This is a genomic window from Variovorax paradoxus, assembly GCF_030815975.1.
Classification (GTDB): Bacteria; Pseudomonadota; Gammaproteobacteria; order Burkholderiales; family Burkholderiaceae_C; genus Variovorax; species Variovorax paradoxus_N.
Map to the genome: position 1 here is coordinate 2,270,829 of NZ_JAUSXL010000002.1, position 23,559 is coordinate 2,294,387.

At 69.0% G+C, this 23,559-nt stretch carries 22 protein-coding genes; 15 read left to right on the top strand and 7 right to left on the bottom strand.

Annotation, left to right across the window (positions count from 1 at the left end):
• Positions 1-139 precede the first annotated feature (139 nt).
• The gene (locus tag QFZ47_RS14450; protein WP_307656286.1) at positions 140-1,378 is read left to right on the top strand and encodes a CaiB/BaiF CoA transferase family protein; all 1,239 of its coding nucleotides are present in this window, start codon (positions 140-142) and stop codon (positions 1,376-1,378) included.
• 9 nt (positions 1,379-1,387) lie between these two features.
• Here the strand turns inward: QFZ47_RS14450 and QFZ47_RS14455 are convergent, their stop codons facing one another.
• The 6 genes from QFZ47_RS14455 to QFZ47_RS14480 all read right to left on the bottom strand — a co-directional run bounded on the left by QFZ47_RS14455 (position 1,388) and on the right by QFZ47_RS14480 (position 5,610).
• Positions 1,388-1,645 carry an acyl-CoA-binding protein gene (locus QFZ47_RS14455; RefSeq protein WP_307656287.1) on the bottom strand — a complete coding sequence of 86 codons (258 nt, stop codon included), beginning with the start codon at positions 1,643-1,645 and terminating at the stop codon, positions 1,388-1,390.
• Between the two features lie 61 nt (positions 1,646-1,706).
• Complete coding sequence (locus QFZ47_RS14460; protein WP_307656288.1) at positions 1,707-2,543, bottom strand: tetratricopeptide repeat protein; 837 nt, start codon at positions 2,541-2,543, stop codon at positions 1,707-1,709.
• Between the two features lie 3 nt (positions 2,544-2,546).
• The gene (locus QFZ47_RS14465) at positions 2,547-3,257 is read right to left on the bottom strand and encodes a TetR/AcrR family transcriptional regulator (protein ID WP_307656289.1); all 711 of its coding nucleotides are present in this window, start codon (positions 3,255-3,257) and stop codon (positions 2,547-2,549) included.
• 128 nt (positions 3,258-3,385) lie between these two features.
• Complete coding sequence (locus QFZ47_RS14470; RefSeq protein WP_307656290.1) at positions 3,386-3,889, bottom strand: phasin family protein; 504 nt, start codon at positions 3,887-3,889, stop codon at positions 3,386-3,388.
• Positions 3,890-4,173: 284 nt separating this feature from the next.
• Complete coding sequence (locus QFZ47_RS14475) at positions 4,174-4,617, bottom strand: acyl-CoA thioesterase (protein WP_307656291.1); 444 nt, start codon at positions 4,615-4,617, stop codon at positions 4,174-4,176.
• A 93-nt stretch (positions 4,618-4,710) separates the two neighbouring features.
• Positions 4,711-5,610, bottom strand: coding sequence for a LysR family transcriptional regulator (locus QFZ47_RS14480; protein ID WP_307656292.1), 900 nt, complete (start codon positions 5,608-5,610; stop codon positions 4,711-4,713).
• A gap of 143 nt (positions 5,611-5,753) precedes the next feature.
• Between QFZ47_RS14480 and gtdA the strand changes: the two genes are divergently transcribed.
• From gtdA to QFZ47_RS14540, 12 genes are all read left to right on the top strand, one after another.
• Complete coding sequence (gtdA, locus tag QFZ47_RS14485; protein ID WP_307656293.1) at positions 5,754-6,839, top strand: gentisate 1,2-dioxygenase; 1,086 nt, start codon at positions 5,754-5,756, stop codon at positions 6,837-6,839.
• 74 nt (positions 6,840-6,913) lie between these two features.
• On the top strand, positions 6,914-7,618 hold the full coding sequence (locus QFZ47_RS14490) for a fumarylacetoacetate hydrolase family protein (protein WP_307656294.1): 705 nt from the start codon (positions 6,914-6,916) through the stop codon (positions 7,616-7,618).
• 25 nt (positions 7,619-7,643) lie between these two features.
• On the top strand, positions 7,644-8,873 hold the full coding sequence (locus QFZ47_RS14495; protein WP_307656295.1) for a 3-hydroxybenzoate 6-monooxygenase: 1,230 nt from the start codon (positions 7,644-7,646) through the stop codon (positions 8,871-8,873).
• 58 nt (positions 8,874-8,931) lie between these two features.
• On the top strand, positions 8,932-9,921 hold the full coding sequence (locus QFZ47_RS14500) for a Bug family tripartite tricarboxylate transporter substrate binding protein (RefSeq protein ID WP_307656296.1): 990 nt from the start codon (positions 8,932-8,934) through the stop codon (positions 9,919-9,921).
• 41 nt (positions 9,922-9,962) lie between these two features.
• Positions 9,963-10,940, top strand: coding sequence for a Bug family tripartite tricarboxylate transporter substrate binding protein (locus tag QFZ47_RS14505; protein WP_307656297.1), 978 nt, complete (start codon positions 9,963-9,965; stop codon positions 10,938-10,940).
• Positions 10,940-12,301 carry an FAD-dependent oxidoreductase gene (locus QFZ47_RS14510; RefSeq protein ID WP_307656298.1) on the top strand — a complete coding sequence of 454 codons (1,362 nt, stop codon included), beginning with the start codon at positions 10,940-10,942 and terminating at the stop codon, positions 12,299-12,301. The genes QFZ47_RS14505 and QFZ47_RS14510 overlap by 1 nt, the downstream gene beginning before the upstream one ends.
• A 91-nt stretch (positions 12,302-12,392) precedes the next feature.
• Complete coding sequence (locus QFZ47_RS14515; RefSeq protein WP_307656299.1) at positions 12,393-13,271, top strand: acyl-CoA thioesterase; 879 nt, start codon at positions 12,393-12,395, stop codon at positions 13,269-13,271.
• Between the two features lie 403 nt (positions 13,272-13,674).
• Positions 13,675-14,334, top strand: a complete 660-nt coding sequence (locus tag QFZ47_RS14520; RefSeq protein ID WP_370880577.1) for an SDR family oxidoreductase — start codon at positions 13,675-13,677, stop codon at positions 14,332-14,334.
• Between the two features lie 170 nt (positions 14,335-14,504).
• Complete coding sequence (locus QFZ47_RS14525; RefSeq protein WP_307656300.1) at positions 14,505-16,163, top strand: ShlB/FhaC/HecB family hemolysin secretion/activation protein; 1,659 nt, start codon at positions 14,505-14,507, stop codon at positions 16,161-16,163.
• Between the two features lie 23 nt (positions 16,164-16,186).
• Positions 16,187-19,747, top strand: a complete 3,561-nt coding sequence (locus QFZ47_RS14530) for a two-partner secretion domain-containing protein (protein ID WP_307656301.1) — start codon at positions 16,187-16,189, stop codon at positions 19,745-19,747.
• 10 nt (positions 19,748-19,757) lie between these two features.
• Positions 19,758-20,219, top strand: a complete 462-nt coding sequence (locus QFZ47_RS14535; RefSeq protein ID WP_307656302.1) for a FecR family protein — start codon at positions 19,758-19,760, stop codon at positions 20,217-20,219.
• The gene (locus QFZ47_RS14540; protein ID WP_307656303.1) at positions 20,216-20,611 is read left to right on the top strand and encodes a hypothetical protein; all 396 of its coding nucleotides are present in this window, start codon (positions 20,216-20,218) and stop codon (positions 20,609-20,611) included. Before QFZ47_RS14535 ends, QFZ47_RS14540 begins: the two co-directional genes overlap by 4 nt.
• Here QFZ47_RS14540 and QFZ47_RS14545 read toward each other — a convergent pair.
• Positions 20,608-21,558: an AraC family transcriptional regulator gene (locus QFZ47_RS14545; protein ID WP_307656304.1), complete on the bottom strand. Its 951-nt coding sequence runs from the start codon at positions 21,556-21,558 to the stop codon at positions 20,608-20,610. The genes QFZ47_RS14540 and QFZ47_RS14545 overlap by 4 nt on opposite strands.
• A 76-nt stretch (positions 21,559-21,634) precedes the next feature.
• On the opposite strand from QFZ47_RS14545, the gene QFZ47_RS14550 reads away from it, so the two are divergent.
• Together QFZ47_RS14550 and QFZ47_RS14555 are read left to right on the top strand one after the other, a co-directional pair.
• Positions 21,635-22,849, top strand: coding sequence for a multidrug effflux MFS transporter (locus QFZ47_RS14550; RefSeq protein ID WP_370880635.1), 1,215 nt, complete (start codon positions 21,635-21,637; stop codon positions 22,847-22,849).
• Between the two features lie 88 nt (positions 22,850-22,937).
• Positions 22,938-23,549: a class I SAM-dependent methyltransferase gene (locus tag QFZ47_RS14555; protein ID WP_307656306.1), complete on the top strand. Its 612-nt coding sequence runs from the start codon at positions 22,938-22,940 to the stop codon at positions 23,547-23,549.
• Positions 23,550-23,559 lie beyond the last annotated feature (10 nt).

Sequence of the window (23,559 nt, forward strand, 5' to 3'; positions counted from 1 at the left end):
GCCCTTTCTCCTCGGGAGAGAGGCCGTGCCGCACGGTGATTGCTGCGCCGCCGCAAGACCGCCGGGCGGCGCGTCAAGAATTCATAGGTGTTTTCCCGCCCCGCGAAGGCCGGGCGGCGGCGCGGCACACTCTGGCGCCATGACGAACACCTCTTCTTCTTCCCCGGTCGCGGGCCCGCTGGCCGGCCTCAAGGTCGTCGAGCTCGGGCAGCTGATCGCCGGGCCCTTCGCGGCGCGCACGCTGGCCGACTTCGGCGCCGAGGTCATCAAGATCGAGCCGCCGGGCGCGGGCGATCCGCTGCGCAGCTGGCGGCTTCTGAAGGACGGCACCTCGGTGTGGTGGCAGGTGCAGTCGCGCAACAAGCGTTCGCTCGCGCTCGACCTGCGCCAGCCAGAGGCACAGGCCCTCGTGCGGCAACTGGCCGCCGAGGCCGACGTGCTGGTCGAGAACTTCCGCCCCGGCGCGATGGAGGGCTGGGGCCTCGGCCCGGACGAACTGCTGGCCGCCAACCCCGCGCTCGTGATGCTGCGCATCAGCGGCTACGGACAGACCGGCCCCTACCGCGACCGGCCGGGCTTCGGTGTCGTGGCCGAGGCCATGGGCGGGCTGCGCCACCTCACGGGCGAGCCCGGCCGCGTGCCGGTGCGCGTGGGCGTGTCCATCGGCGACACGCTGGCTTCATTGCACGGCGTGATCGGCGTGCTGATGGCGATGCAGCACCGCCATGCCACCGTCAGCGCCGAGTATCCGAAGGGCAGGGGCCAGGTGGTCGACGTGGCGCTCTACGAGGCCGTCTTCAATTGCATGGAGAGCCTGCTGCCCGAATACAGCGCGTTCGGCGCGGTGCGCGAGGCGGCCGGCAGCGCGCTGCCCGGCATTGCGCCGACCAACGCCTACCGCTGCGCCGACGGCGGCTACGCCATCGTCGCGGGCAACGGCGACAGCATCTTCCGCCGGCTGATGGAATGCATCGGCCGGCCCGATCTGGCGGCCGATCCGTCACTGGCCGGCAACACGGGCCGGGTGGCGCAGGTGGAAATGCTCGACGCCGCCATCGGCGACTGGGCCGCAGAGCGCACGGTGGACGAAGTGCTCGCCGCACTGGCCGCCGCACACGTGCCGGCCGGCCGCATCTACACCATCGCCGACATCGCGGCCGACCCGCACTACGCCGCGCGCGGCATGCTGCAGCAGGTGCAGATGCCCGACGGCAGCGCGCTCGCGGTGCCGGGCTTCGTGCCCAAGCTTTCGCTCACGCCGGCCGGCCACCGGTTCAACGCGCCCGCGCTGGGCGCGGACACCGACGCCGTGCTGAAGGAGATCGGCCTGAGCGCGGAGCAGATCGCCGCGCTGCACGAGCGCGGGATCGTCGGCTGAGGGCCGCGGTCAGCCCCGAAGCGACTCGATCAGGTCGACGTACTTCTGCTTCGCTTCGTCGGCACTCAGGCCCTTTTGCGCGGTCCAGGCGTCCCACTTGGCGCGCGCGACGATGTCGCTGAAGCTGGGTTTCTTGGCCGTGTTGTCGCCCTCGGTGGCCTGCTTGAAGAGGCCGTAGATCTTGAGCAGCGTCGGGTTGTCGGGGCGTTCCGCCAGCAGCTTGGAGTTGGCCTGGGCGGCTTCGAATAAGGCGTTGAGGTCGGACATTGCTGGCGAGAATTTGAAAAGCGAAGAGCACGCATCTTAAAGTGCACGGTACCGGCCGGGCTCAGTCCGCCAGTCCCGCCCGCGCCAGTTCCACGTCCAGCCGTTCCTTCGCATCCGCCGGCTGCAGCGCCGCGGCTTTTTCGTACAGCTGCGTGGCCTCGCCCATGCGTGCGTCGCCATGCAGCATGAGCAGTGCGCGGCCGTATTCCATCAGCGCGCTGGGCGAATGGGGATGCAGTTCGAGGCCGCGCTCGAACAGCTCGACCGACATTTCGGCGCGCACGCCGTAGGTCATGCGGCCGACCAGCGCACCGACCTTGTCGATCACCTCGGCGTGGAAGGCGGCCAGCGCGATGTGCGCATCGGCATGGTGCGGCTGCAGTTCGATCACGCGTTCGAGCGCGCCCTTGAGCTTGCTGCCAAGGCCCTGCGCCAGCGCGCGCGCCACGCTGATGCCCTGGCTGTAGCGCCCCAGCGCATAGGCCTGCCAGTAGAGCGCATGGCAGTTGTCGGGCTCGGCGGTGGCTTGCGCGGCGGCCCGCTCGATGACCTGGCGGAACATCGAGAGCCGGACCGATTCGCGCGGTTCGAGGTAGTTGGCGTAGACGGCGGTGGCCTGGTTGGCCAGCAACAAGCCTTCCGCGCCGTGCGCGAGGCCGAGCGAGGCGGCGTGCTCGAACTCGCCGCTGTGGTACAGCGCCCAGCCGTGGGCCAGCGGATGTTCGGGGGGCGGAGGCGGCAAGGCGTGGCCGGCATGCAGCCGGGGCCAGTTCGGCAGCAGGCTTTGCGCGTCGTAGCGCGGCACGTCAGCGTAGGGCAGCGGCATCCAGGATTCGGCGGTCGCGGCAACCGGACGGGCGGACATCAGCGAGAGCGGCTTGAAATCTGGATGGGGCATGGTCTAGGCCTGGGCTGCCAAATCGACTGTCGCGCCCGGAGGCGGCGTGCTTGCGGAATCATCGCCGCTGTAGGCATTGCTGAGTGTCAGCAAATGCCGCCGCTGCTCGTGTCCGAGATAGGGCGCAAGCAGGTGCAGCGTGTGCTGGCCGCCGCGCATCAGCGCCCCCTGGGCGTGGGCGGGTTCGAGCGCCTCGCGCGGATTGCGCACGTATTCGTAGCTGAGCCAGTAGGTCAGCACCACCACCATGCTCTGGGCGAGCGTGTCGACCTCGTGGGCGCCGATGTCCAGGTGCCCGGCCCGGCTCAGCCCCGCGATCAGCATGCGGATCGCGCGGGCCTTGTTCTTGAGCACGAGCTGGAACTGCGTTTCGAGATGCCGGTTCTTGCTCAGCAGGTCGTTCAGGTCGCGGTACAGAAAGCGGTAGCGCCAGATCAGCTCGAACAGGCTGTGCATGAAGAACCAGGCGTCTTCCACATCGTGCACGCCTTCGCTGGCATGCAGCAGCTCGTTGAGTTCGGCCTCGTAGCCTTCGTAGAGCTTGTTGATCAGCTCTTCCTTGGCAGGGTAGTGGTAGTAGAGATTGCCGGGGCTGATGTTGAGCTCGCCCGCCACCAGCGTGGTGGAGACGTTCGGCTCGCCGAAGCGGTTGAACAGCTCGAGTGCGGCTTCGAGGATGCGTTGCGCTGTGCGGCGTGGCGCCTTCTTGGCCATGTCAGTCCCCGTTTTTTGTCTCTTGGGGACACTCTAGCGTATGTGCACTGCACCATGAATGCGCCAGCGCAATGTTTTGCGGCGGCGCGCGTTGTGCACCGCCGCAAAAATGGAGCCTGGTAAGGGGCTCAGCCCGGCTTGGTGCTGCTGCTGCGCCGCGCGGCCTTCTTGGCGGCGGTGGCGGGTGCGGCGCTGCGGCCTGCCGTCTTGCGGCTCGCGCTGCGCGCCGCGGCGGGCTTGCCCGCGCGGTGCTGCAGTTCGGCCTCGAGCGCCGCCACGCGGGCCTGCAGCTCGGCGTGCTCGGCGGCCGAGGGGATGCCCAGCTTTTCGAGCGCGCGCGCCACGCGTTCTTCGAAGATGTTCTCGAGCTTGCCCCATTGGCCCGCGGCCTTGGTGCCGAATTCGCTCGCGAAGCCGGCCATGCGCGTCTGCGCCTGCGCGAGGGTTTCTTCGGCGGCTGCCTGGGTCTTCTTCTGCATGCCGGCGCCGTCCTTCACCAGCGCCTCGAAAGCCTTGCTGCCTTCCTGCTGCATCTTGGCGAAGGCGCCAAGCCCCGCCAGCCAGATCTGCTGGGCCGAGTCCTTGATGCGGTCGGAGCCCTTGTTGCCGTGATCGTCGTCCTGGGTAGCCATGATGCGAATGTTCCTGTGAAAACCAACGAGCGACTCTAGCCGCTCGGCCCGCTCCTTTTTAGAGCTTTGTATCTACAACCGGGTCCTTCGTGAAACACCGCGGAACCGGCTTTGCCGGGCCGCTGGTGTTGCCCCCGGTAGGGGGTTGGCGTAGCGACACGAAGTGCGCGAAGACTGGGGGTGAGCCAAGTGCTACCGCGGAACCGGCTTTGCCGGGCCGCTGGTGTTGCCCCCGGTAGGGGGTGGGAGAAGCGACACGAAGTGCGCGAAGCCTGGGGGCGAGCCTATTTTCCGGCGGCGCGGCTGGCGTCCAGGTGGGCCTTGGCGCGTTCCGCAAGCGCCATTTCGCCGGGCGTGCCGGGCACGAAGGGCTGCACCGGCAGCGGACGGCCGTGCGAATCGACCGAGACGAAGACGACCAGGCATTCGGTGGTCTTGTCCATGCTGCCGCCCTTCATGTCGCCGCTTCGCACCTCGACCGAGATGTTCATGCTGGTGGTGCCGGTGTAGGCCAGCCGGGCCTCGACCTCGACCAGGTCGCCGATCATGATTGGGTGGTGAAAGCGGATGCTGCCGATGAAGGCCGTCACGCAATAGCGCTTGGCCCAGCTGGTGGCGCAGGCGTAGCCGGCCTCGTCGATCCATTTCATGACGGTGCCGCCGTGGACCTTTCCGCCGAAGTTGACGGTGCTGGGCTCGGCCAGGAATCGAAGGGTGATGGAGGACATGCGCCGCCTTTTTTGTGGGCCGTGGGTGGGGTTCCGATTATGCGAGCGAGCGCCCACCGCGGCGCGCGCCGCCGGTCGGCGTGGCACGCACGTTCAGCCGCCGCCTCCGAACAGTTCCGCCAGCGTGCGCCGGAGCCAGGCGTTGCCGGCATCCGCATGGAAGCGCTCGTGCCAGTGCTGCTTGACGGCATAGGCGGGCAGCTCGAACGGCGGCTCCAGCAGCTTCACCGGCTCCTGCGTGGCCAGCACCTTGCCGAGGATGGCGGGCACGATCACGATCAGCTCCGTGTGCGCCACGATGCGCGCCACGCTCAGGAAGCTCGACAGGCTGGCGACCACATTGCGCCGGAGCCCCAGCCGCGCGATGGTCTTGTCGACGATGGCATGGCCGGTGCCGGACGAAGCCACCACCGCATGCGCCTCGGTCTCGAAGCGCTTGCGCGTGAGCCGCTCGCCGATGCGCGGATGGTTGCGCGCGGCCAGGCAGACGAAGTTCTGCATGAAGAGCGTCTGCTGGTAGAAGCCCGCGTCCAGCTGCGGCATGAAGCCCACCGCCAGGTCCACCGCGCCGTCCTCGAGCCGGCGCCCGCTCCCGGTAGAGATGATCTCGGTCTCGATGCGCACGCCGGGCGCGGTGCGCCGCAGATGGTCGAGCAGGCCGGGCAGCAGCACCACCTCGCTGATGTCGGTCATGCAGATGCGGAAGCTGCGCGCCGCGGTGGCGGGATCGAAGCTCGCACGCCCGCCCTTGGCCCGGTTGAGCCGGTCGAGGATGTCCTGCACCAGCGGCTGGATCTGCCGCCCATAGGGCGTGGGCTCCATGCCGCGCGAGGTGCGCACGAACAGCTTGTCGCCGAAGTGCGTGCGCAGCCGCGCCAGCGCGGTGCTGGCCGCCGACTGCGAAAGGCCCAGCCGCTCGGCGGCGCTCGACACGTTGGCCGTCTTGTAGACCTCGTCGAACACCAGCAGCCATTCGAGATCGAGCTGGGCCATGAAACATCTCCTATGCAGCAGCCACCACTATCAAGAAACAAGATCGAGCCTATCGCCATGACCCCATTGCGCCAATAGTAGTACCGGCGGAAGATGGCCGCTTCCCGGAGACAACCGCCGCACGACGGCCGGAACCGCTGCCCATGAACCCCACCGCCCCGAAGCCCGCCGCCCCGGCGCCCGCCAATGCCGCGGAGCGCCGCGACTATTACGAGCGCATCCGGCCGCTCCACCTCACGCCGCTGTGGGAGTCGCTGCATGCGCTGGTGCCGCGCGAGCCGGCCACGCCCTGCGTGCCGGCGCTCTGGCGCTACGACGAGATCCGCCCGCTGCTGATGGAATCGGCCGCGCTCATCACCGCCGAGGAAGCGGTGCGCCGCGTGCTCGTGCTCGAGAACCCGGCGCTGCCCGGCAACTCGTCGATCACGCAGTCGATCTACGCCGGCCTGCAGCTCATCATGCCGGGCGAGGTGGCGCCCTCGCACCGCCACGTGCAGTCGGCGCTGCGCTTCATCGTCGACGGCAAGGGCGCCTACACCACGGTGGGCGGCGAGCGCACCACCATGTACCCGGGCGACTTCATCATCACGCCGTCGTGGGCCTGGCACGACCACGGCAACGAGGGCGTCGGCGGCACGGTGGAGCCGGTGGTCTGGCTCGACGGGCTCGACATTCCGATGCTGCGCTTCTTCGACGCCGGCTTTGCCGAGAACGACGACGCCAAGGTGCAGCATGTGGCGCGTCCCGAGGGCAACAGCCTCGCGCGCTTCGGCCACAACATGGTGCCGGTGCGCCACGACCACGCCTCGCCCACCTCGCCGATCTTCAACTACCCCTATGCACGCAGCCGCGAGGCGCTGGCCCTGCTGCAGAAGCAGCAAGCGCCCGATGCCTGGCTGGGCCACAAGCTGCGCTACATCAACCCGCTGACGGGCGGCGCGCCGATGCCCACCATCGGCACCCAGCTGCAGCTGCTGCCCGGGGGCTTCGCGGGCAAGGCGCACCGCGCCACCGACGGCACCGTCTACAGCGTGGTCGAAGGCCGCGGCACGGCCGACATCGCGGGCCAGCGCTTCGAGTTCGGCCCGCGCGACACCTTCGTCGTGCCTTCGTGGGCGCCGCTGCGCCTGTCGGCGCCCGGCGGGGACGTGGTGCTCTTCAGCTTTTCGGACCGCCCCGTGCAGCAGGCCATGGGCATCCTGCGCGAGGCCTTCCTCGACGGCGCCTGAAAGCCGGCCCGGCCTTTTTCTTTTTTTCTTTTGTTTGTCTTGACCCTGTGCCGCCGCGCGCGGCAGGAGCCCACATGTCCTTCGTCTTCACGCCTCCTTCCATCGTCGGCCTGCCCATCGTGGGTTCGAGCGAGCTGTTTCCCGTGCGCCGGGTCTACTGCGTGGGCCGCAACTACGCGGCGCATGCGCGCGAGATGGGCTTCGACCCCGACCGCGAGCCGCCGTTCTTCTTCTGCAAGCCCAACGACGATGCCTCGGTGGTGCCCGTGGGCGAAGGCGCAACCGGCGCCATTCCGTATCCGCCGCTCACGAGCAACTACCACTACGAAGCCGAGCTCGTCGTCGCCATCGGCAAGGCCGGCAGGGACATTGCGGTGGAGCAGGCGGCCAGCCACATCCACAGCTATGCCGTGGGCCTGGACATGACGCGGCGCGACCTGCAGATCAAGATGCGCGAGCAGGGCCGCCCGTGGGAGATCGGCAAGGCCTTCGACTTCTCGGCGCCCATTGCGCCGCTGCGCACCCTGGCCGACGTGGGCGAGATCCATGCCGGCGCCATCAGGCTCGAGGTCGATGGCCAGATGCGCCAGAACAGCGACATCACGCACCTGATCTGGTCCGTCAACGAGGTGATCGCCAATCTCTCGACGCTCTTCACGCTGCAGCCCGGCGACCTGATCTTCACGGGCACGCCCGAAGGCGTGGGCGCGGTGAAGCCCGGCCAGACGATCAAGGTGAGCATCGACAAGCTGCCTTCGCTCACCGTGCGCATCGACTGAGCAAACGCAGCGCAGAGGCCCCGCGATGAGCTCATCTCTCCCGAAGAATCCCCCTCACGTGCTGCTCGTCGGCGGCGGCATCGGCGGCATGGCCGCCGCGCTGGCGCTCGCGCGGCTCGGCGTTTCCATCGACCTGCTCGAACAGAGCGCCACCATCGGCGAGATCGGCGCCGGCCTGCAGCTCGGGCCGAATGCCTTCGCGGCGCTCGACGCGCTCGGCGTGGGCGAGGCGGTGCGCCGCAACTCGGTCTTCACCGACCGGCTCGTGATGATGGATGCGGTCGACTGCGGCGAAGTGGCCTCGGTGCCCGTGGGCGAAGCCTTTCGCGCACGCTTCGGGAACCCGTATGCCGTGAGCCACCGCGCCGACCTGCATGGCGCCATCCACGAGGCCGTGAAACAGCATCCGCTGATCCGCTTCCACACCTCGGCGCAGGTCGAGTCCATCGACATCGGCACCGACAAGGCGCAGGGCGTGGTCGCCATCACGCGCGACGGCCGGCGCTTCAAGGCCGATGCGATCGTGGGTTGCGACGGCGTGAAGTCGGTGGTGCGCGCCAGGCTCGTGGGCGACGAGGCGCGCGTCTCGGGCCACGTGGTGTACCGCGCGGTGGTGCCGGTGGCCGACATGCCGGCCGACCTGCGCTGGAACGCGCCCGTGGTCTGGGCCGGCCCCGACTGCCACCTGGTGCACTATCCGCTGCGCCATGGCGAGCAATACAACCTGGTCGTCACCTTCCACAGCCGCGGGCAGGAAGAGTGGGGCGTTTCCGAGGGCAGCAAGGAAGAAGTGCTTTCCTACTTCGAGGGCGTGCATGCGCGCCCGCGCCAGCTGCTCGACCGGCCAGGCTCGTGGCGGCGCTGGAGCACGGCCGACCGCGATCCGGTGGCGCGCTGGAGCGACGGCCCGGCCACGCTGCTCGGCGACGCCGCGCATCCGATGATGCAGTACCTCGCGCAGGGCGCCTGCATGGCGCTGGAGGACGCGGTCACGCTGGGTGCCGCGGTGCAGGCCTGCGACTTCGACATGCCGGCCGCCTTCAAGCGCTACGAGGCCGCGCGCATTCCGCGCACCGCCCGCGTGGTGCTGTCGGTGCGCGAGATGGGCCGGCTCTATCACGCCAGGGGCGTGGAGCGGCTGGTGCGCAACAGCCTCTGGGTGGGCCGCACGCCCGAACGCTTCTACGATGCGGTCGAGTGGCTCTATGCCTGGCGGCCCGAGCATTGCCTGGACGACGCGCTTTCGCCGCACTGATCGAACGGGCTTCCTTCATCATCACTATTCGAGGCCACAGGCCCAGGAGACAACAGTCATGACCTTTTCACCACGCGCATTGCTCACGGGCATCCTGGCCCTGGCGTCGCTCGCCGCCGCCACCGGCGCGCTGGCGCAGGCCAGCGACTATCCGAACAAGTCGGTGACGCTGGTCACGCCCTTCGCCGCCGGCAGCGGGCCCGACGCGGTGCTGCGGCTGATCTCCGACAAGCTCTCGCGCCTCTGGAACCAGCGGGTGCTGATCGACAACCGGCCGGGCGGCGGCGGCTTCATCGCCATCGACCAGGCGCGGCGCGCGGCGCCCGACGGCTACACCCTGCTGCAGCTCGACAGCGAGCACATCGCGGCGCTGCCGCACCTGTACAAGTCGCGCAACTTCGTGACGCTGCAGCACTTCGACCCCGTGGCCTCGCTGTTTCGCACGCCCTTCTTCGTGGCCGTTTCGAGCGAGTCGAAGTGGAAGAACATGACGGACCTGATCGCCGAAGCCAAGGCGAATCCCGAGGCCATCGTCTACGGCTCGTGGGGCGTGGGCAGCCCGGGCCACCTGGGCGCGCAGCAGCTCGAAGCGCTCACCGGCATCCGCATGCGGCATGCGCCATACCGCGAGGTGTCGCAGCTGTTCTCGAACGTGGGCACCGGCGAAGTGCCGTGGAGCTTTGCCAGCATTCCGTCGAGCCAGGGCATCTACAAGGCCGGCAAGCTGCGCTACCTGGCCATTGCCGCACCCCGGCGCATTCCGCAGATGCCCGAGGTGCCGACCATGGCCGAGGCGGGCGGGCCGGCCTCGCTCGAGGTGAACTCCTTTGTCTCGCTGCTCGCGCCCAAGGGCGTGCCGGCGGCCGTCAAGGCAAAGATCAACGCCGACGTGGCCAAGGTCATTGCCGACCCCGAGATCCGCGCGCGCTTCGACACCTTCGCCTTCGAGCCGCTGGCCTGGTCGCCTGAAGAAATCGAGCGCAATGCCGAAGCCAAGTCCAAGGTGTATGGCGAACTGGTCCGGCGCGGCAACATCAGCCTCGACTAGGTGTCATCATTACGTTTTTTCACAATTCGCTCACCTTTCCAATGCACGCCACCAAGAGAGCCCTCCTGATCGCCTGCGGCCTGGCCGCCGCCGCCGCGCTGCCGCTGGCGGCCAGCGCACAGAACACTGCCTGGCCGACCAAGCCGATCCGCCTGCTCGTGGGTTTTCCGGGCGGTTCCACGCCCGACATCGCCGCCCGCACCATCGCCGAGCCGCTGGCCAAGGCGCTCGGCCAGCCGGTGGTGGTGGACAACAAGCCCGGCGCCTCGGGCAACATCGCGGCCGACATGGTGGCCAAGGCCACCGACGATCACACGCTGGGCATCGTCATCAACGGCAATCTCACCTCGTCGAAGATGCTGTACCCGCGGCTGCCCTACGACCCCGCGAAAGATTTCACCTACCTCTCGCTGATTGCCACCGCCCCGCTGGTGCTGGTGGCGCAGAACAACCTGCCTTCGGGCACCGCCTTCTTCGATGCGGCGCGCAAGGGCGGCGACAAGTGGAACTACGGCTCGGTGGGCGTGGGCTCGGTCGGGCACCTGGGCATGGAACTGCTCAAGAGCCGCGTGGCCGGCTTCAACCCCGAGCACGTGCCCTACCAGGGCAACCCGCAGGTCGTGACCGCGATGCTCGGCGACCAGGTGCAGATGGGCCTCATCCCGCCGGGCGTGGCGATGCCGCAGATTCGCGCCGGCAAGCTCAAGGCCATCGGCCTCACGGGCGGGCGCAGCGCGCTGGTGCCGGAGCTCCCGCCGCTGGCCGAAGCCGGCGTGCGCGACTTCTCGCTCGAAGTGTGGGTGGCGCTGCTCGGCCCCGCCAATCTCTCGAAGACCGCGCAGGCGCGCATCAGCCGCGAGATCGAAACCATCATGAAGCAGCCCGAAGTGCGCCGGAAGCTGTTCGAGCAGGGCTGGCAGGCGGTGGGCACCTCGCCGGACGGCATGCGCCTGCGCGTCAAGGAAGAGGCCGCGATCATGACCCGCATCATCTCGGCCCGCGGCATCAAGATCCAGTGATGACCACAGACCAGAAGAACACCCTGACCGAGCCGGCGCGCGAGCTGCCGGTGTTTGGCGAATACGACGTGGTGGTGGTCGGCGGCGGCCCCGCCGGCATTGCCGCCGCCGTGAGCGCGGCGCGCCACGGCGCCAGCACGCTGCTGGTGGAGCGCTACGGCTTCCTCGGCGGCATGGGCACCGCGGGCGGCGTGACCAACTTCGCGGGCCTCTACGGCAAGCGCCACGGCGAAATGACGCTGCTGGTGCGCGGCGTGGCCGACGACCTGCTGGCGCGCATCGACGCGCTGGGCGGCCTCAACACGCCGCAGGACGGCATGCAGGGCCGCATCCGCGTGCGCTCCTACGACACCTCGGCCTACAAGATCGCGGCCGACCAGCTGCTGCTCGACGCCGGCGTCAACCTGCTGTTCCACGCCTGGGCGGGCGCGGTGGTGCGCGAGGGCGACCGCATCGCGGCGCTGGTGGTCGAAACCAAGTCGGGGCGGCAGGCGATTCGCGCCAACGCCTTCGTCGATGCCAGCGGCGATGCCGACGTGGCGGCCTTTGCGGGCGTGCCTTTCGAAGTGGGCGACGGCCATGGCAGCGGCCTGTTTCCGACCACGATGTTCCGCGTCGGCCAGGTCGATGCGCAACCTGCGCTCGCGGCCGTCGGCGAGTTCAAGGCCATCAACGAGCTGATGGCGCAGGTGCAGCAGAAGAAGCCGGGCGCCTACCAGTTCCCGCGCGAAGGCGCGATCCTGCGGCCCAACATCGATCCGCGCGAATGGCGCGCCAACGTCACGCAGATCCGCAATGCGGCCGGCCGCGCGATGAACGGCGTCGATGCGCGCGAACTCACCGAAGGCGAACTCGAAGGCCGGCGCCAGATTGCCGAGTACTTCAAGTTCATGAAGGCCGAGGTGCCGGGCTTCGCGCGCTCGGCCATCGTCGAGATTGCGCCCCAGGTCGGCATCCGCGAGACGCGCCGCATCGAGGGCCTCTACGCGCTCACGGGCGAGGACATCCTGTCGTCGGCCAGCTTCGGCGACAGCATCGGCATCAACGCCTGGCCGATGGAAATGCATGCCGACGGCCGCATCGAATGGGCCTTTCCGCGCGACGAGAGCCGCACCTACAACCAGCTGCCCTGGCGCATGCTGGTGCCGCGCACGGTCGACAACCTGCTGGTGGCCGGCCGCTGCGCCGCCATGACGCACGAAGGCCAGTCGGCTGCGCGCGCGAGCGGCGGCTGCTTTGTGATGGGGCAGGCGGCGGGTACTGCCGCGGCGTCGCTGGATGGAAGCGCCAGGTTCGCGGATGTGGACGTGCCGGCGCTTCAGAAGAAGCTGGCCGCCGACGGCGCCGATCTCGATCGCTGAGTCGCTGGCGCGGACTGACCGCCCCGCGACAGCCCGCGGGCGCGGCCTTTGCTATGGTTGAGGGTTGCTTCTTTCGCATTGAACGCCCCCGATGACCACCGATCCCGCCACCGCCGCCCGCCTTGTCGACGAACTCGTCGCGCTCATGCAGCTCGAGCCGCTCGGAGGCGACCGGTTCCTGGCCCAGAGCGAAGACATCGGCACGCCCGCCGTGTTCGGCGGCCAGGTGCTCGGCCAGTCGCTCGCGGCCGCGAGCCTCACGGTGGGCGCCGAGCGGCCGGTGCATTCGATGCACGCCTACTTCCTGCTGCCGGGCGAGCATGCGCCCATCGAATACAGCGTGGACCGCGTGCGCGACGGCCGCAGCTTCACCACGCGGCACGTGGTGGCGCGCCAGCAGGAGCGCATCATCTTCGAGATGTCGGCCTCGTTCCAGACGGTGGACGACGGCGTCGAGCATCAGTTCGCCATGCCCGCGGCCGAAGGCCCCGAGGGGCTCGCGAGCGAACTCGACCAGCGCATCGCGCTCGGCGAGCGCCTGCCCGAGCGCTGGCGCATCAAGGGCCTGGAGCCGCACGGCATCGAATACCGCCGCGTCGAGGCCGACGACCTGCTGACGCCCGCGGTGCGTCCGTCCGAAAGCGCGATCTGGATGCGCGCCATCGCGCCGCTGCCCGACGACCCGGTGGTGCACCGCGCGCTGCTCGCCTACGCCTCCGACCACGGCCTGCTGCGCGCCGCGATGCTGCCGCACGGCCTGAGCTTCATGAGCGGCCAGGTGCGCCCCGCGAGCCTCGACCACGCGATGTGGTTCCACCGCGATTTTCGCATGGACGACTGGCTGCTCTACGTGCTCGATTCGCCAAGCGCGAGCGGCGCGCGCGGCCTGTGCCGCGGCAGCCTGTTCACGCGCGACGGGCGGCTGGTGGCGTCGACGGCGCAAGAGGGGATGCTGCGCGTGAGGCGTTGAGGACACTTTTTATGGGGCATGGCGCTGTTCGGGGCGCGCTCCCGCCGACGGGGTGCCTTGCTCCGCGAATGTCCCCCGCCTTCGGCTCCTCCTTTATTTCGCTGCGCAAGGCACCCCATCGACGGGAGCGTTGGACAGAGCGGTCGTTGATCAGCTGTGCACCCAGAGCGTGCCCAGGTGCACAGGGCATCGGGTGCTCCCCGCAGCGAAATCAAGGAGGAGGCCGCAGGCCGGGGGACATTCGCGGAGGGGAGTACCCGGTGGCCTGTGCACGCGCCCTGAATACAAGCGCCCTGAATTCTTGGCTAAATGCAGGTCCTGCACGAAATGAACCAAGGAATTTGCATGTCTTCTGAAGCACAGAAAAAAGTAGCCATCGTCACCGCCGGCGGCCGGCAGCGGCATGGGCGCGGCCGCGGCGCGCAAGCTCGCGGACGACGGCTTTCGCGTGGCCATTCTTTCCTCGTCGGGCAAGGGCGAGGCGCTGGCCGCCGAGCTTGGCGGCATCGGCGTGACCGGCTCCAACCAATCGAACGACGACCTCCAACGGCTCGTCGATCGGGTGGTCAATGAATGGGGCCGCGTCGACGTGCTGGTCAACAGCGCGGGCCATGGCCCCCGCGCGCCGATCCTCGACATCAGCGACGAGGACTGGCACCGCGGCATGGACGTCTACCTGCTGAGCGCGGTGCGCCCCGCGCGGCTCGTGGCACCGCTGATGGTGAAGCAGGGCGGCGGCACGATCATCAACATCTCGACCTTCGCCGCTTTCGAGCCCGACCCCGTGTTCCCGACCTCGGGCGTGTTCCGCGCCGGCCTTGCGGCGTTCACCAAGCTGTTCGCCGACAAGTACGCGGCGGACAACGTGCGCATGAACAACGTGCTGCCCGGCTTCATCGACAGCCTGCCCGAGAAGGCCGAATTCCGCGGGCGCATTCCGATGGGGCGCTACGGCAAGAGCAGCGAGATCGCGGCCGTGATCGGCTTTCTCGCGTCCGAGGGTGCGGGCTACATCACCGGGCAGAACCTGCGCGTGGACGGCGGCATCACGCGTTCCGTCTGATGCCTCGGATGCTGCCAAGAGGCAACTCTTTGAAGCATGTCAAGCCCATAAATCCGGGATGTAAAACATTTTTACACTTTTATCTATGTTGAATTACTATATGTAGCATTCTGAACACGATCGCCATCGTGCCTTATTTGTTCAGCCACCGGTGTTCCCTGGGTGAACGAATGAGACAAAGACTGACGAGCAAGTGGGTGCGATGCGGCGTGGCTGCTGCGCTGGCGATGGCGGGCTTTGCAGCCAACGCGCAGGGCGAGCATTTCGACATCGCGCGCTTCCAGGTCGAAGGCGACACGCTGCTCGGCGCCGCTGAAGTCGACCGGCTGGTCGCTTCCATGGCGGGCCCCGGCCGGGCCTACAGCGACATCCAGCGCGCGGTCGACGCCCTGCAGCAGGCCTACACCCGCGCCGGCTACACGACCGTGCGGGTCTCGGTGCCCGAACAGGAACTGACCGGCGGTACCGTGAAGCTCCGCGTGACCGAGAGCGTGATCTCGTCGGTCACGGTCAGCGGCAACACGCACTTCGATTCGGACAACATCCGCGCCAGCCTCTCGCGCCTGCAGACGGGCCGCGTGCCCGACCTGCGCGCCATCTCGGAGTCGGTGCAGCTGGCCAACGACAGCCCGGCCAAGCAGATCGGCGTGACGCTCGGCGAAGGCGCCAGCCCCGGCACCATCGACGCCAAGGTGGCGGTGGTCGACCACGATCCGCTGCGCCTCATCACCACGCTCGACAACACCGGCACCGCGGCCAGCGGCCGCTGGCGCACCGGCGTCGCGCTGCAGCACGCCAACCTGTTCAACCGCGACCAGGTGGGCACGCTGGCGTACACCACCTCGCCCGACAGCCCCTCGGGCATGCGGCTGCGCCTGTATTCGCTGGGCTACCGCATCCCGCTCTACGGCTTCGGCGACAGCCTGGACTTCATCTACGGCAAGTCGAGCGTCAACTCGCCGGCCAGCTCGCCCACGCTCGGCGGCGTGCTGGGCTTCACCGGCAAGGGCGACGTCTACGGCGTGCGCTGGAACCATTTTCTCGGCCGCAGCGGCGAAAGCAGCGCGAAGCTCGTGCTCGGCCTCGACCGCCGCCGTATCGACTCGCGCTGCGACCTCGGCGGCGAGCAGGTGAGCATCGCGCCGCCGACACCGCCCATCGCCGCGTGCGTGCCCTACGTCACCATGCCGCTGAGCCTGAGCTACATCGGCCAGCGCGACAGCGTCGACGAAGTGCTGGGCTACAGTGCCGGCGTGTCGCGCAACCTGGCCACCGGCACGCGCTACACCAACCTCGATGGCCGCACCGACCGCTACTCCTACCTCACGCCCGGCAACCGCCGCACGCGGGACGGCTTCGCCGTGCTGCGCGGCAGCGCCTCGTATGCCAAGGGCCTGCCCGGCGGCTGGCAGGCGCGGCTGGCGGGCAGCGCGCAGTACACCAACACGCCACTGGTGGCGAGCGAGCAGTTCGGCCTGACGGGCCAGACGCTGGTGCGCGGCTTCCTGGAGCGCGCCGTCGTGGCCGACAGCGGCGTGGTCGTCAACGCCGAACTCTATTCACCCGAGCTGGGCGCCCTGGCCGGCGTGCCCGGCCAGCTGCGCGCCCTGGTCTTCTTCGACGCGGGGCAGGGCAGCAACAGCCGCACGGCCGGCACCGCGGTGCCGGGCCGGGTCCACGTGTCGAGCGTGGGCGTGGGCGCGCGTTACGGCTGGGGTCGCGACTTCAGCCTGCGGCTGGACATCGCCCGCGTCAACGACGCGGGCCCCTCGCTGACCGAGAAGCGCGGCGACTGGCGCGCCCATCTGAGCGCGATGCTGGCGTTCTGAACCCCACACAAGGCAAACACACCATGCGCCCGAACTTCAGACGCCGACTCCTGCCGCTGGCCGCCTCGCTGTGCGCCGCCGCAGCGACGCCGCTCCCGCTGTGGGCCCAGCCGCTGCCGGGCGCGCTGCCCACGGGCTGGAGCGTCACCTCCGGCAATGTCTCGTTCCTGCAGAACGGCACCACGCTGAACATCCTGCAGGGCACGCCGCAGGCGTTGGTCAATTTCGCGACCTTCAATGTCGGCGCGAACGCGCTGGTCGACATCCGCCAGCCGGGCAGCACGTCGGCGCTGCTGGCGCGCACCGTCGGCGGCGACCCGTCGCTGATCTACGGGCAGATCAAGGCCAACGGTGCACTCTGGCTCATCAATCCGGCCGGCATCATGGTCGGGCCCGGCGCACGCATCGACGTCGGCAGCTTCATCGCGAGCACGCTCAACGTCAGCGACAGCGACTTCCTCGCGGGCCGGCTCATGTTCCGCGGCACGGCCACGGCGGGTGAAGTCCGCAACGCCGGCACCATCAACGCCGCGAGCGGCGGCAGCATCTACCTGGTCGGCCCCAGCGTGGTCAACAGCGGCACGCTCAATGCACCCCACGGCGAAGTGCTGCTGGCGGCGGGGCAGACCGTGCAGCTGGTCGACACCGGAACGCCGGGCGTCTCCGTGGCCATCACCGGCACGCCGGGCGAAGCGAAGAACCTCGGGCGCATCGCGGCCGAGGCCGGACGCATCGGCCTGGCGGCGGGCCTCGTGACCAACAGCGGCAGCATCAACGCCGACAGCGTGGTGCGCGAGGGGGGCCGCGTGTTCCTGCGCGCATCCGGCGACCTGAAGACGACGGCCGCGTCGGACATCAGCGCCAACGGCACGACCGGCGGCAACGTCGTCCTGTACGCCGACGGCGCGGCCGTGATCGACGGCCGGGTGTCGGCCACCGGCAGCGCGGGGCGCGGAGGCTATGTCGACACCTCGGGGCAGCGCTCGCTCGACGTGGTCAACGTGCCCGTGGTGGGCCGCGGCGGCGAGTGGCACATCGACCCGCTCAGCATCGAGATCGTGGCCGGCGGCGGTAGCGGCGGCACCAGCGGCAGCAACGCCATCACCTCGACCGAATCCGGCGCGTACATCGGCGCCGACATCATCACGACGCAGCTCGACGCGGGCACCGACGTGAGCATCACCACAGGCAGCCCGACGATCGGCGCCGGCGACATCACCGTCTCGTCGGCCATCGCCAGGACCAGCGCCGCCGACTCGACACTGACGCTGAACGCCAGCAACAACATCGTCATCAACGCGGCGATCACCAGCAAGGGCGGCAAGCTCGGACTCAATCTCAACAGCAATCTCCAGAACGACGATTCGGGCGCCAGCCATGCGGCCCAGGTCAACGCCGACATGAACCTGAACGGCGGCGTGCTGACCGTTTCCGAAGGTGCCGCGACCGGCAACGGCACGCTCAACATCGGGGGTGGAACCACCACGCTGGCTGCGCCCACCTCGGCCATCGTCGCCGGCACCGTCAACGTGGGAACGGGCGCCACCCTGCTGGTGCAGCGCGAAGGCTCGCCGATCTCGGGCGTGCTCAACAACGCCGGCATGGTGAACATCGACAGCCTCGGCACGGTGTCGTTCGGACAGGGCGGCACCCACAGCGGCGTGTTCAACGTGAGCGCGCCTTCCACGCTGTCGATGTCGGGCGGGCAGGCCTTCAACGCCGGTTCGGGCTTCACCGGCACCGGCACGGTCGCGTGGTCCGATACCGTGACGCTGGGCACGAACCTGAGCTTCGACCAGGGCGGCAACAGCCTGGTGCTGCACGAGCTGAGCCTCAACACCGGCGGCAACACGCTGCTGACGCAGGGCGCGGGCGTGGTGGTCGATGGCGAAGTCACCCTGCGCGAAGCCGGTGCATGGAGAAACAGCGCCGCCGTCGAGGTCAGGGGCAGCAACGGCGCCATCGTGGCGCGCGACGAGCGCGTGAAATTCGAGAACGACGGCACCGTCACCACCACCGGCACGCGCGCCGACGTGTTCGGGGGAGCGGGCGGCGTCATGGCCACCTTCATCAACAACGGCACGCTGGTCAAGGCCACCGCCAGCGACCAGCAGTTCACGGGCATCCAGAACGGCGCGAACGGCACGATCCGCGCCGACGCCGGCCAGCTGACCCTGGCGGGTTCCACGCTCGGCGGCAGGATGCAGGTCGCGGGCGGCGCGCAGCTGACGCTGGACAACGTGAGCCTGGACGCCAGTGCCGATTTTTCCGGCGCCGGCGCCGGCGCCATGACGTGGCAGAACTACATCTCGCTGCTTGGCGCGGTGGACGTCAAGGCGGCGGCCCCGGTGCTGTCGATGGGCGCATCGACCGTGATCCAGGGGCAGGGCAATGCGCTCACCACGCGCAACGTCGTGAACATGGCCGGGTCCGAAGTGGCGCTGGCGGGCACGACGACGTGGAACAACCTCGGCACCCTCAACCTCGGCGCCGGCGCCGCGTTCACGCCCGGCGACGGGCGGCTCGCGAACGGTGGCACGGTGGTGAAGACCGGTGCGGGCCTCGTCGCCGTGCCATTGAGCAACATGGCGGGCGGCATGGTGCGCATCGAGGAAGGCACGCTCGACGCGCGCCAGGGCACCGGCAACCCCAACAACGGCGCCATCGTGCTGCAGGCCGGCGCCACGCTGGGCGGCGGCGGCACGGACATCTACAACAACGGCAGCATCAGCGGCAGCGGCACCATCGCACTGGGCGGCGACGGCACGCTGGTCAACAACGGCATCGTGTCGCCCGGCACCGCCGCGACGGCAGGCCTGCTCACCGTGCGCGGCAACTACACGCAAACCGGCAGCGGCGTGCTGAACATCAAGGTCGGCGGCAGCGGCTTCGACCTGCTCGACATCGACGGGTCGGCGCATCTTGCCGGCACACTCAACCTGAGCGGGCTTGGCGGCGCCTTGCCCGCGAACGGTGCAACGGCCGACTTCGTCGTGGCGCGGGGCTTGGGCAACAGCGGCACCTTCGGCCAGGTCAACGCGCCCGCGCAGACCTCGCCCGACGGCACGGCCACGCTGACCGTCAGCTACCCGGCCGGCGGAAGTCCGGTGGCGCGCGCCACGGCCGCCGTCGCGCCCTCGTTGGGGGCCTGCACCAGCAACCCCGCACTGCCCGGCTGCGATGCAGTCTTGCCGACGCTGGCGCAGTGCGTGGCGAACAGGTCGCTCGACGGCTGCTCGGCCCGGTTGCCGACCGAGGTCGCATGCGCCGTGAGCCCCACGCTGCCGGGGTGCGTGGCGCCGCCCACGCCGATCGCGTCGACGCCGGCACCGCCGCCTTCGGTCGACATCTGCACGATCGCGCCCAATTCGGTGCTCTGCCAGATACTGGGCCCGCCCACGGCGTCGCAACCGGTCAAGCCGGTGCAGCAGGCGTCCAACGAAGTGATCAAGACCCTGACCACTGCCGCTCCTATGCCGTCTTTCAGCGACAAGGCCACCGACAAGACGAACACCAAGGAGTTGGCGTCATCGGACAAGGCGGGGACCAGGATCGAGCCCACCAAGAAGCTGTACTGCAATTGAGGAGCGCCCCATGAAATCGACGACGACACGACGCATCGCGGGCCTGCTCTGCCTCATCGGCTGCATGGCCCCGGCACTCTCGGCCCATGCACAGGTGGTCGGCACCGTGACCAACCTCTCGGGCATCCTGGCCGCGCGCAGCGCGCAGGGCGTCACCCGGCTGCTGGCGGTGGATTCGCAGGTTCACCAGGGCGACACGCTCACGACCGAGAGCCGCGCCTATGCGCAGCTGAAGTTCGCAGACGGCGCCGAGCTGACCTTGCAACCGCAGTCGATGCTGGTGGTGACGCGCTACAGCTACGACGCCGGCAAGCCGCAGGACGACAAGGTCGAGCTGGGGCTGGCGCAAGGCGGCTTTCGCAGCATCGCGGGCGCGCTCGGCCAGCGCAGCCGCGACGCGACCGTCATCAACACCCCGGCGGGTGTGCTGAAGGGGAGCGCCACCATGGTCGTTTCCCTCGTGCCGCAGTGAGCCGCGCACTGCAAGGAGACCATCCGATGAAAAAATTCTCTTTCTTCTTCTCCCTTTTTGCACTGCTGGCGGCCCTGGCCCCGATGCACGCATCCGCACAAATTGCGCTGCCTTCACGGCCTGTGCTACCCACTGCCACTCTCTCTCTTCCGCCGGGTTTGTATGTCCAGGTGATCGATGGCCTGATCAATGTCAGCAACAAGGGCGGGAGCAGCAGCTTTGCCGCGGGGCAGTTCGGCTACACGCCGTCGCCCATCCAGCCGCCGATCATCGTTCCGAAGAACCCCGGCCTCCTGTTCACGCTGCCGGCCGCTTTCAGCGCGTTATCCGCCAACATGGCAACGACCAGCGGCGCCCCCAAGTCGAACACCGTCGACTGCGAAGTTCGCTAAGGGCTGATTGCCCGATCGCTGCGGCTCAGCGTGCGAAAGCGCCCGGGGCTTTCGCCCACCATGCGCCGGAAAGCCGCGCTGAACGCCGTCTCCGACTGGTAGCCGATGCGCTCGGCAATGCGCGCAATGGCCTCGTCGCTGTGCCGCAGCGCATTGCGCGCCACCGTCATGCGCCAGCCGCCCAGGTAGTCGAGCGGCGTCGAACCCGTGAGCACCTTGAAGCGCACTGCGAAGGCCGTGCGCGACATGCTCGCGGCCTGCGCCAGGCGCTCGACGGTCCACGGCTGCGCGATGTCGCCATGCATCTGCGACAGCGCGGCGCCGATGCGCGCATCGGTCATCGCGCCGAGCCAGCCTTCGGGCTGCGGCGCATTTGCCAGATGCACACGCAGCGCCTGCACCAGCACGAGCGCGGCAAGGTTGGTGCGCGCAATCGACGCACCCGGCCGCATCTCGGCCGTCTCCCAGCGCAGCAGATCGAGCAGCCCCACGAGCGGCCGCGCGCCGGGGTCGCTCGCGCGCAGGTGGATCAGCGGCGGCAGGTGGCGCAGCAGCAGTTCGCCGGCTTCGCCGGCGAGGGTGAAGCGGCCGCTGACCATGGTGACCAGCGAGCCGTCTTCGGCGCCCTGGCCGTCGTAGCGCAGGACGCCGTCCGGCCCGCGGAAGTCGCGGCTGACCTGCAGGCCATCCTGCACCGGACCCGGTGGATTGCTGGACGCCGTGAAGGGCTGGCCGTTGGTCAGCAGATAGAAGTCGCCGGCCTCCAGCGCGGCCGGCGCGGACGCGCCCTCCACGTCCAGCAGCACGCGGCCCGCCAGCACGCCGCCCAGCTTGATGTGCGAGTCGTAGTGCGGGTAGCGAAAGGCCCAGCGGCCGCGCGCCTCGAAGCGCGACGAGAGCGTGCTGCTCACCGTGAGCATCGAGAGCACATCGGACAAGGGATCCATGGTTTCTGTACGAATGAATAAGAAAAGCGGCCGGATGATTATTCAATCATTCGGCCCGCAGCGCGACCATTGGCGCATGTCCTCCTCGAACGCTCGACTTTCCCGCTACGCCATCGTGCTGGGCCTGCTCACCGCGATCGGGCCCTGTGCCATCGACATGTACCTGCCCGCGCTGCCAGCCATCGGGCATGCGCTGGGCGCCGGCCCGCATGCAGTGCAGGCCAGCCTGATGGCCTTCTTCATCGCGACCGCCGCAGGCCAGCTGATCGCCGGTCCGCTGTCGGACATCTTTGGCCGCAAGCGGCCGATGTACGTGGGCCTCGCGGTGTTCGTGGCCGCGAGCATCGGATGTGCGCTCGCGCCGAGCATTGGCGTGCTGATCGCCTTTCGCTTCCTGCAGGGGCTCGGCGCCTGCGCCTGCATGGTGACGCCGCGCGCCGTGGTGCGCGACCTGCACACCGGGACCGAAGCGGCGCGGCTCATGTCGCTGCTGATCCTGGTCTACAGCGTGTCGCCGATCCTGGCGCCGCTGGTCGGCAGCTTCGTGGCCGATGCGGCCAACTGGCGTGCGGTGTTCTGGGTGATCGGCGCGCTCGCGCTGCTGGCCATGGCGATGGTGGCGGTCTTCCTGCCCGAGACGCGGCCGCCGGCGGCACGGCAGCAGAGCAGCCTGCGCGGCGCGATGGCCAGCTATGGCGTGCTGCTGCGCGACCGGCATTTCCTGGCCGTGGCCTTCATGGCCTCGCTCACGCTCTCGGGCTTCTTCATCTACGTGGCGAACTCGTCGTTCGTGATGAGCACGCACTTCGGCGTGTCGCCGCGCCTGTATGCCGTGCTGTTCGCGCTCAATGCGGTGTCGATGATCGCGGTGTCGCAGATGAACGGCTGGCTCGCGGCGCGCTTCGGCATCCGGCGCGTGCTGCGCACGGCGGTCATCGCGCACGCCATCACCACGGCGTTGCTGCTGCTCGTGTCGGCGCTCGCGGGCGTCGACCGCCTTGGCGTGCTGGTCGGCTTTCTGGTGGTCGCCTATGGGCTCAACGGCGTGATCGTGCCGTCGGCCTTCGTGGTGGCGATGGAAGGGCATGCGGCGCGTGCGGGCACGGCGTCGGCCCTGCTCGGCACACTGAACTTCGCGGGCGGCGCGGTGATGGTGGCGCTGGTGGCGCCGTTCGCCGACGGCACGCCGCGGCCGATGGTGGCGGGCATTGCGTGCTGTTCGGCCGTCGTGCTGGTGCTGGCCTTGCGCGCGCTGCGGCCCGCGCACGCCACGGCACCGGTCAGCGCCTAGGCAATTTGCCCCATGAGCCGGGTGGCGCCTTGGACCTAGACTTTCCATCCAGGTCCCACCGGATGTCCGATGGGCCGGAAAGGCTCCCATGAAAATTCCCGCCTCGGTGTTGAAGAACATGGATCGCACCATCCAGTCCTACGAAGACTCCGCCCGCGAATACAACGCGGTCGTGGCAGGCCACCGGCCGCCCGAGATCGTGGACGCGCTGCGCCGGATGATGCAGTTCGTGCCCGCCGGCGGCACCGTGCTGGAGATCGGTTCCGGATCGGGGCAGGACGCGGACTTCATCGAGTCGTTGGGCGGCGTCGTCAGGCGCACCGATGCGGCGCAGGCCTTTCTCGACCTGCAGGCCGAGCGCGGCAAGAAGGGCGAGCTGCTCAACGTCGTGACGGATGCATTGGGCGGGCCCTACAGCGCGATCCTCGCGATGGCCGTGCTGATCCACGTCGATCGTGAGCAGGTCGCACCGGTCCTGCGCAAGGTGTTCGACGCGCTCGAGCCCGGCGGGGTCTTCCTGGCGGGTATGCGCATCGGCGAGGGCGAGACGAACGGCGACTACCAGACCGTGTACTGGGCGAAGGACCGGTTCGCCGACGAGCTTGCTGCGGCCGGCCTGCGAATGCAATGGGACACGCAGTGGATCGGCCGCGAGGACGTGACGTGGGTCAGCTTCCTCGCGTGCCGTCCACGGGAGTGAACGCGGGCCT

Excerpts from the sequence above, each read along its gene's own strand:
- QFZ47_RS14450 (WP_307656286.1), top strand. The coding sequence starts at position 140 with ATGACGAACACCTCTTCTTCTTCCCCGGTCGCGGGCCCGCTGGCCGGC.
- QFZ47_RS14455 (WP_307656287.1), bottom strand. The coding sequence starts at position 1,645 with ATGTCCGACCTCAACGCCTTATTCGAAGCCGCCCAGGCCAACTCCAAG.
- QFZ47_RS14460 (WP_307656288.1), bottom strand. The coding sequence starts at position 2,543 with ATGCCCCATCCAGATTTCAAGCCGCTCTCGCTGATGTCCGCCCGTCCG.
- QFZ47_RS14465 (WP_307656289.1), bottom strand. The coding sequence starts at position 3,257 with ATGGCCAAGAAGGCGCCACGCCGCACAGCGCAACGCATCCTCGAAGCC.
- QFZ47_RS14470 (WP_307656290.1), bottom strand. The coding sequence starts at position 3,889 with ATGGCTACCCAGGACGACGATCACGGCAACAAGGGCTCCGACCGCATC.
- QFZ47_RS14475 (WP_307656291.1), bottom strand. The coding sequence starts at position 4,617 with ATGTCCTCCATCACCCTTCGATTCCTGGCCGAGCCCAGCACCGTCAAC.
- QFZ47_RS14480 (WP_307656292.1), bottom strand. The coding sequence starts at position 5,610 with ATGGCCCAGCTCGATCTCGAATGGCTGCTGGTGTTCGACGAGGTCTAC.
- gtdA (WP_307656293.1), top strand. The coding sequence starts at position 5,754 with ATGAACCCCACCGCCCCGAAGCCCGCCGCCCCGGCGCCCGCCAATGCC.
- QFZ47_RS14490 (WP_307656294.1), top strand. The coding sequence starts at position 6,914 with ATGTCCTTCGTCTTCACGCCTCCTTCCATCGTCGGCCTGCCCATCGTG.
- QFZ47_RS14495 (WP_307656295.1), top strand. The coding sequence starts at position 7,644 with ATGAGCTCATCTCTCCCGAAGAATCCCCCTCACGTGCTGCTCGTCGGC.
- QFZ47_RS14500 (WP_307656296.1), top strand. The coding sequence starts at position 8,932 with ATGACCTTTTCACCACGCGCATTGCTCACGGGCATCCTGGCCCTGGCG.
- QFZ47_RS14505 (WP_307656297.1), top strand. The coding sequence starts at position 9,963 with ATGCACGCCACCAAGAGAGCCCTCCTGATCGCCTGCGGCCTGGCCGCC.
- QFZ47_RS14510 (WP_307656298.1), top strand. The coding sequence starts at position 10,940 with ATGACCACAGACCAGAAGAACACCCTGACCGAGCCGGCGCGCGAGCTG.
- QFZ47_RS14515 (WP_307656299.1), top strand. The coding sequence starts at position 12,393 with ATGACCACCGATCCCGCCACCGCCGCCCGCCTTGTCGACGAACTCGTC.
- QFZ47_RS14520 (WP_370880577.1), top strand. The coding sequence starts at position 13,675 with ATGGGCGCGGCCGCGGCGCGCAAGCTCGCGGACGACGGCTTTCGCGTG.
- QFZ47_RS14525 (WP_307656300.1), top strand. The coding sequence starts at position 14,505 with ATGAGACAAAGACTGACGAGCAAGTGGGTGCGATGCGGCGTGGCTGCT.
- QFZ47_RS14530 (WP_307656301.1), top strand. The coding sequence starts at position 16,187 with ATGCGCCCGAACTTCAGACGCCGACTCCTGCCGCTGGCCGCCTCGCTG.
- QFZ47_RS14535 (WP_307656302.1), top strand. The coding sequence starts at position 19,758 with ATGAAATCGACGACGACACGACGCATCGCGGGCCTGCTCTGCCTCATC.
- QFZ47_RS14545 (WP_307656304.1), bottom strand. The coding sequence starts at position 21,558 with ATGGATCCCTTGTCCGATGTGCTCTCGATGCTCACGGTGAGCAGCACG.
- QFZ47_RS14550 (WP_370880635.1), top strand. The coding sequence starts at position 21,635 with ATGTCCTCCTCGAACGCTCGACTTTCCCGCTACGCCATCGTGCTGGGC.
- QFZ47_RS14555 (WP_307656306.1), top strand. The coding sequence starts at position 22,938 with ATGAAAATTCCCGCCTCGGTGTTGAAGAACATGGATCGCACCATCCAG.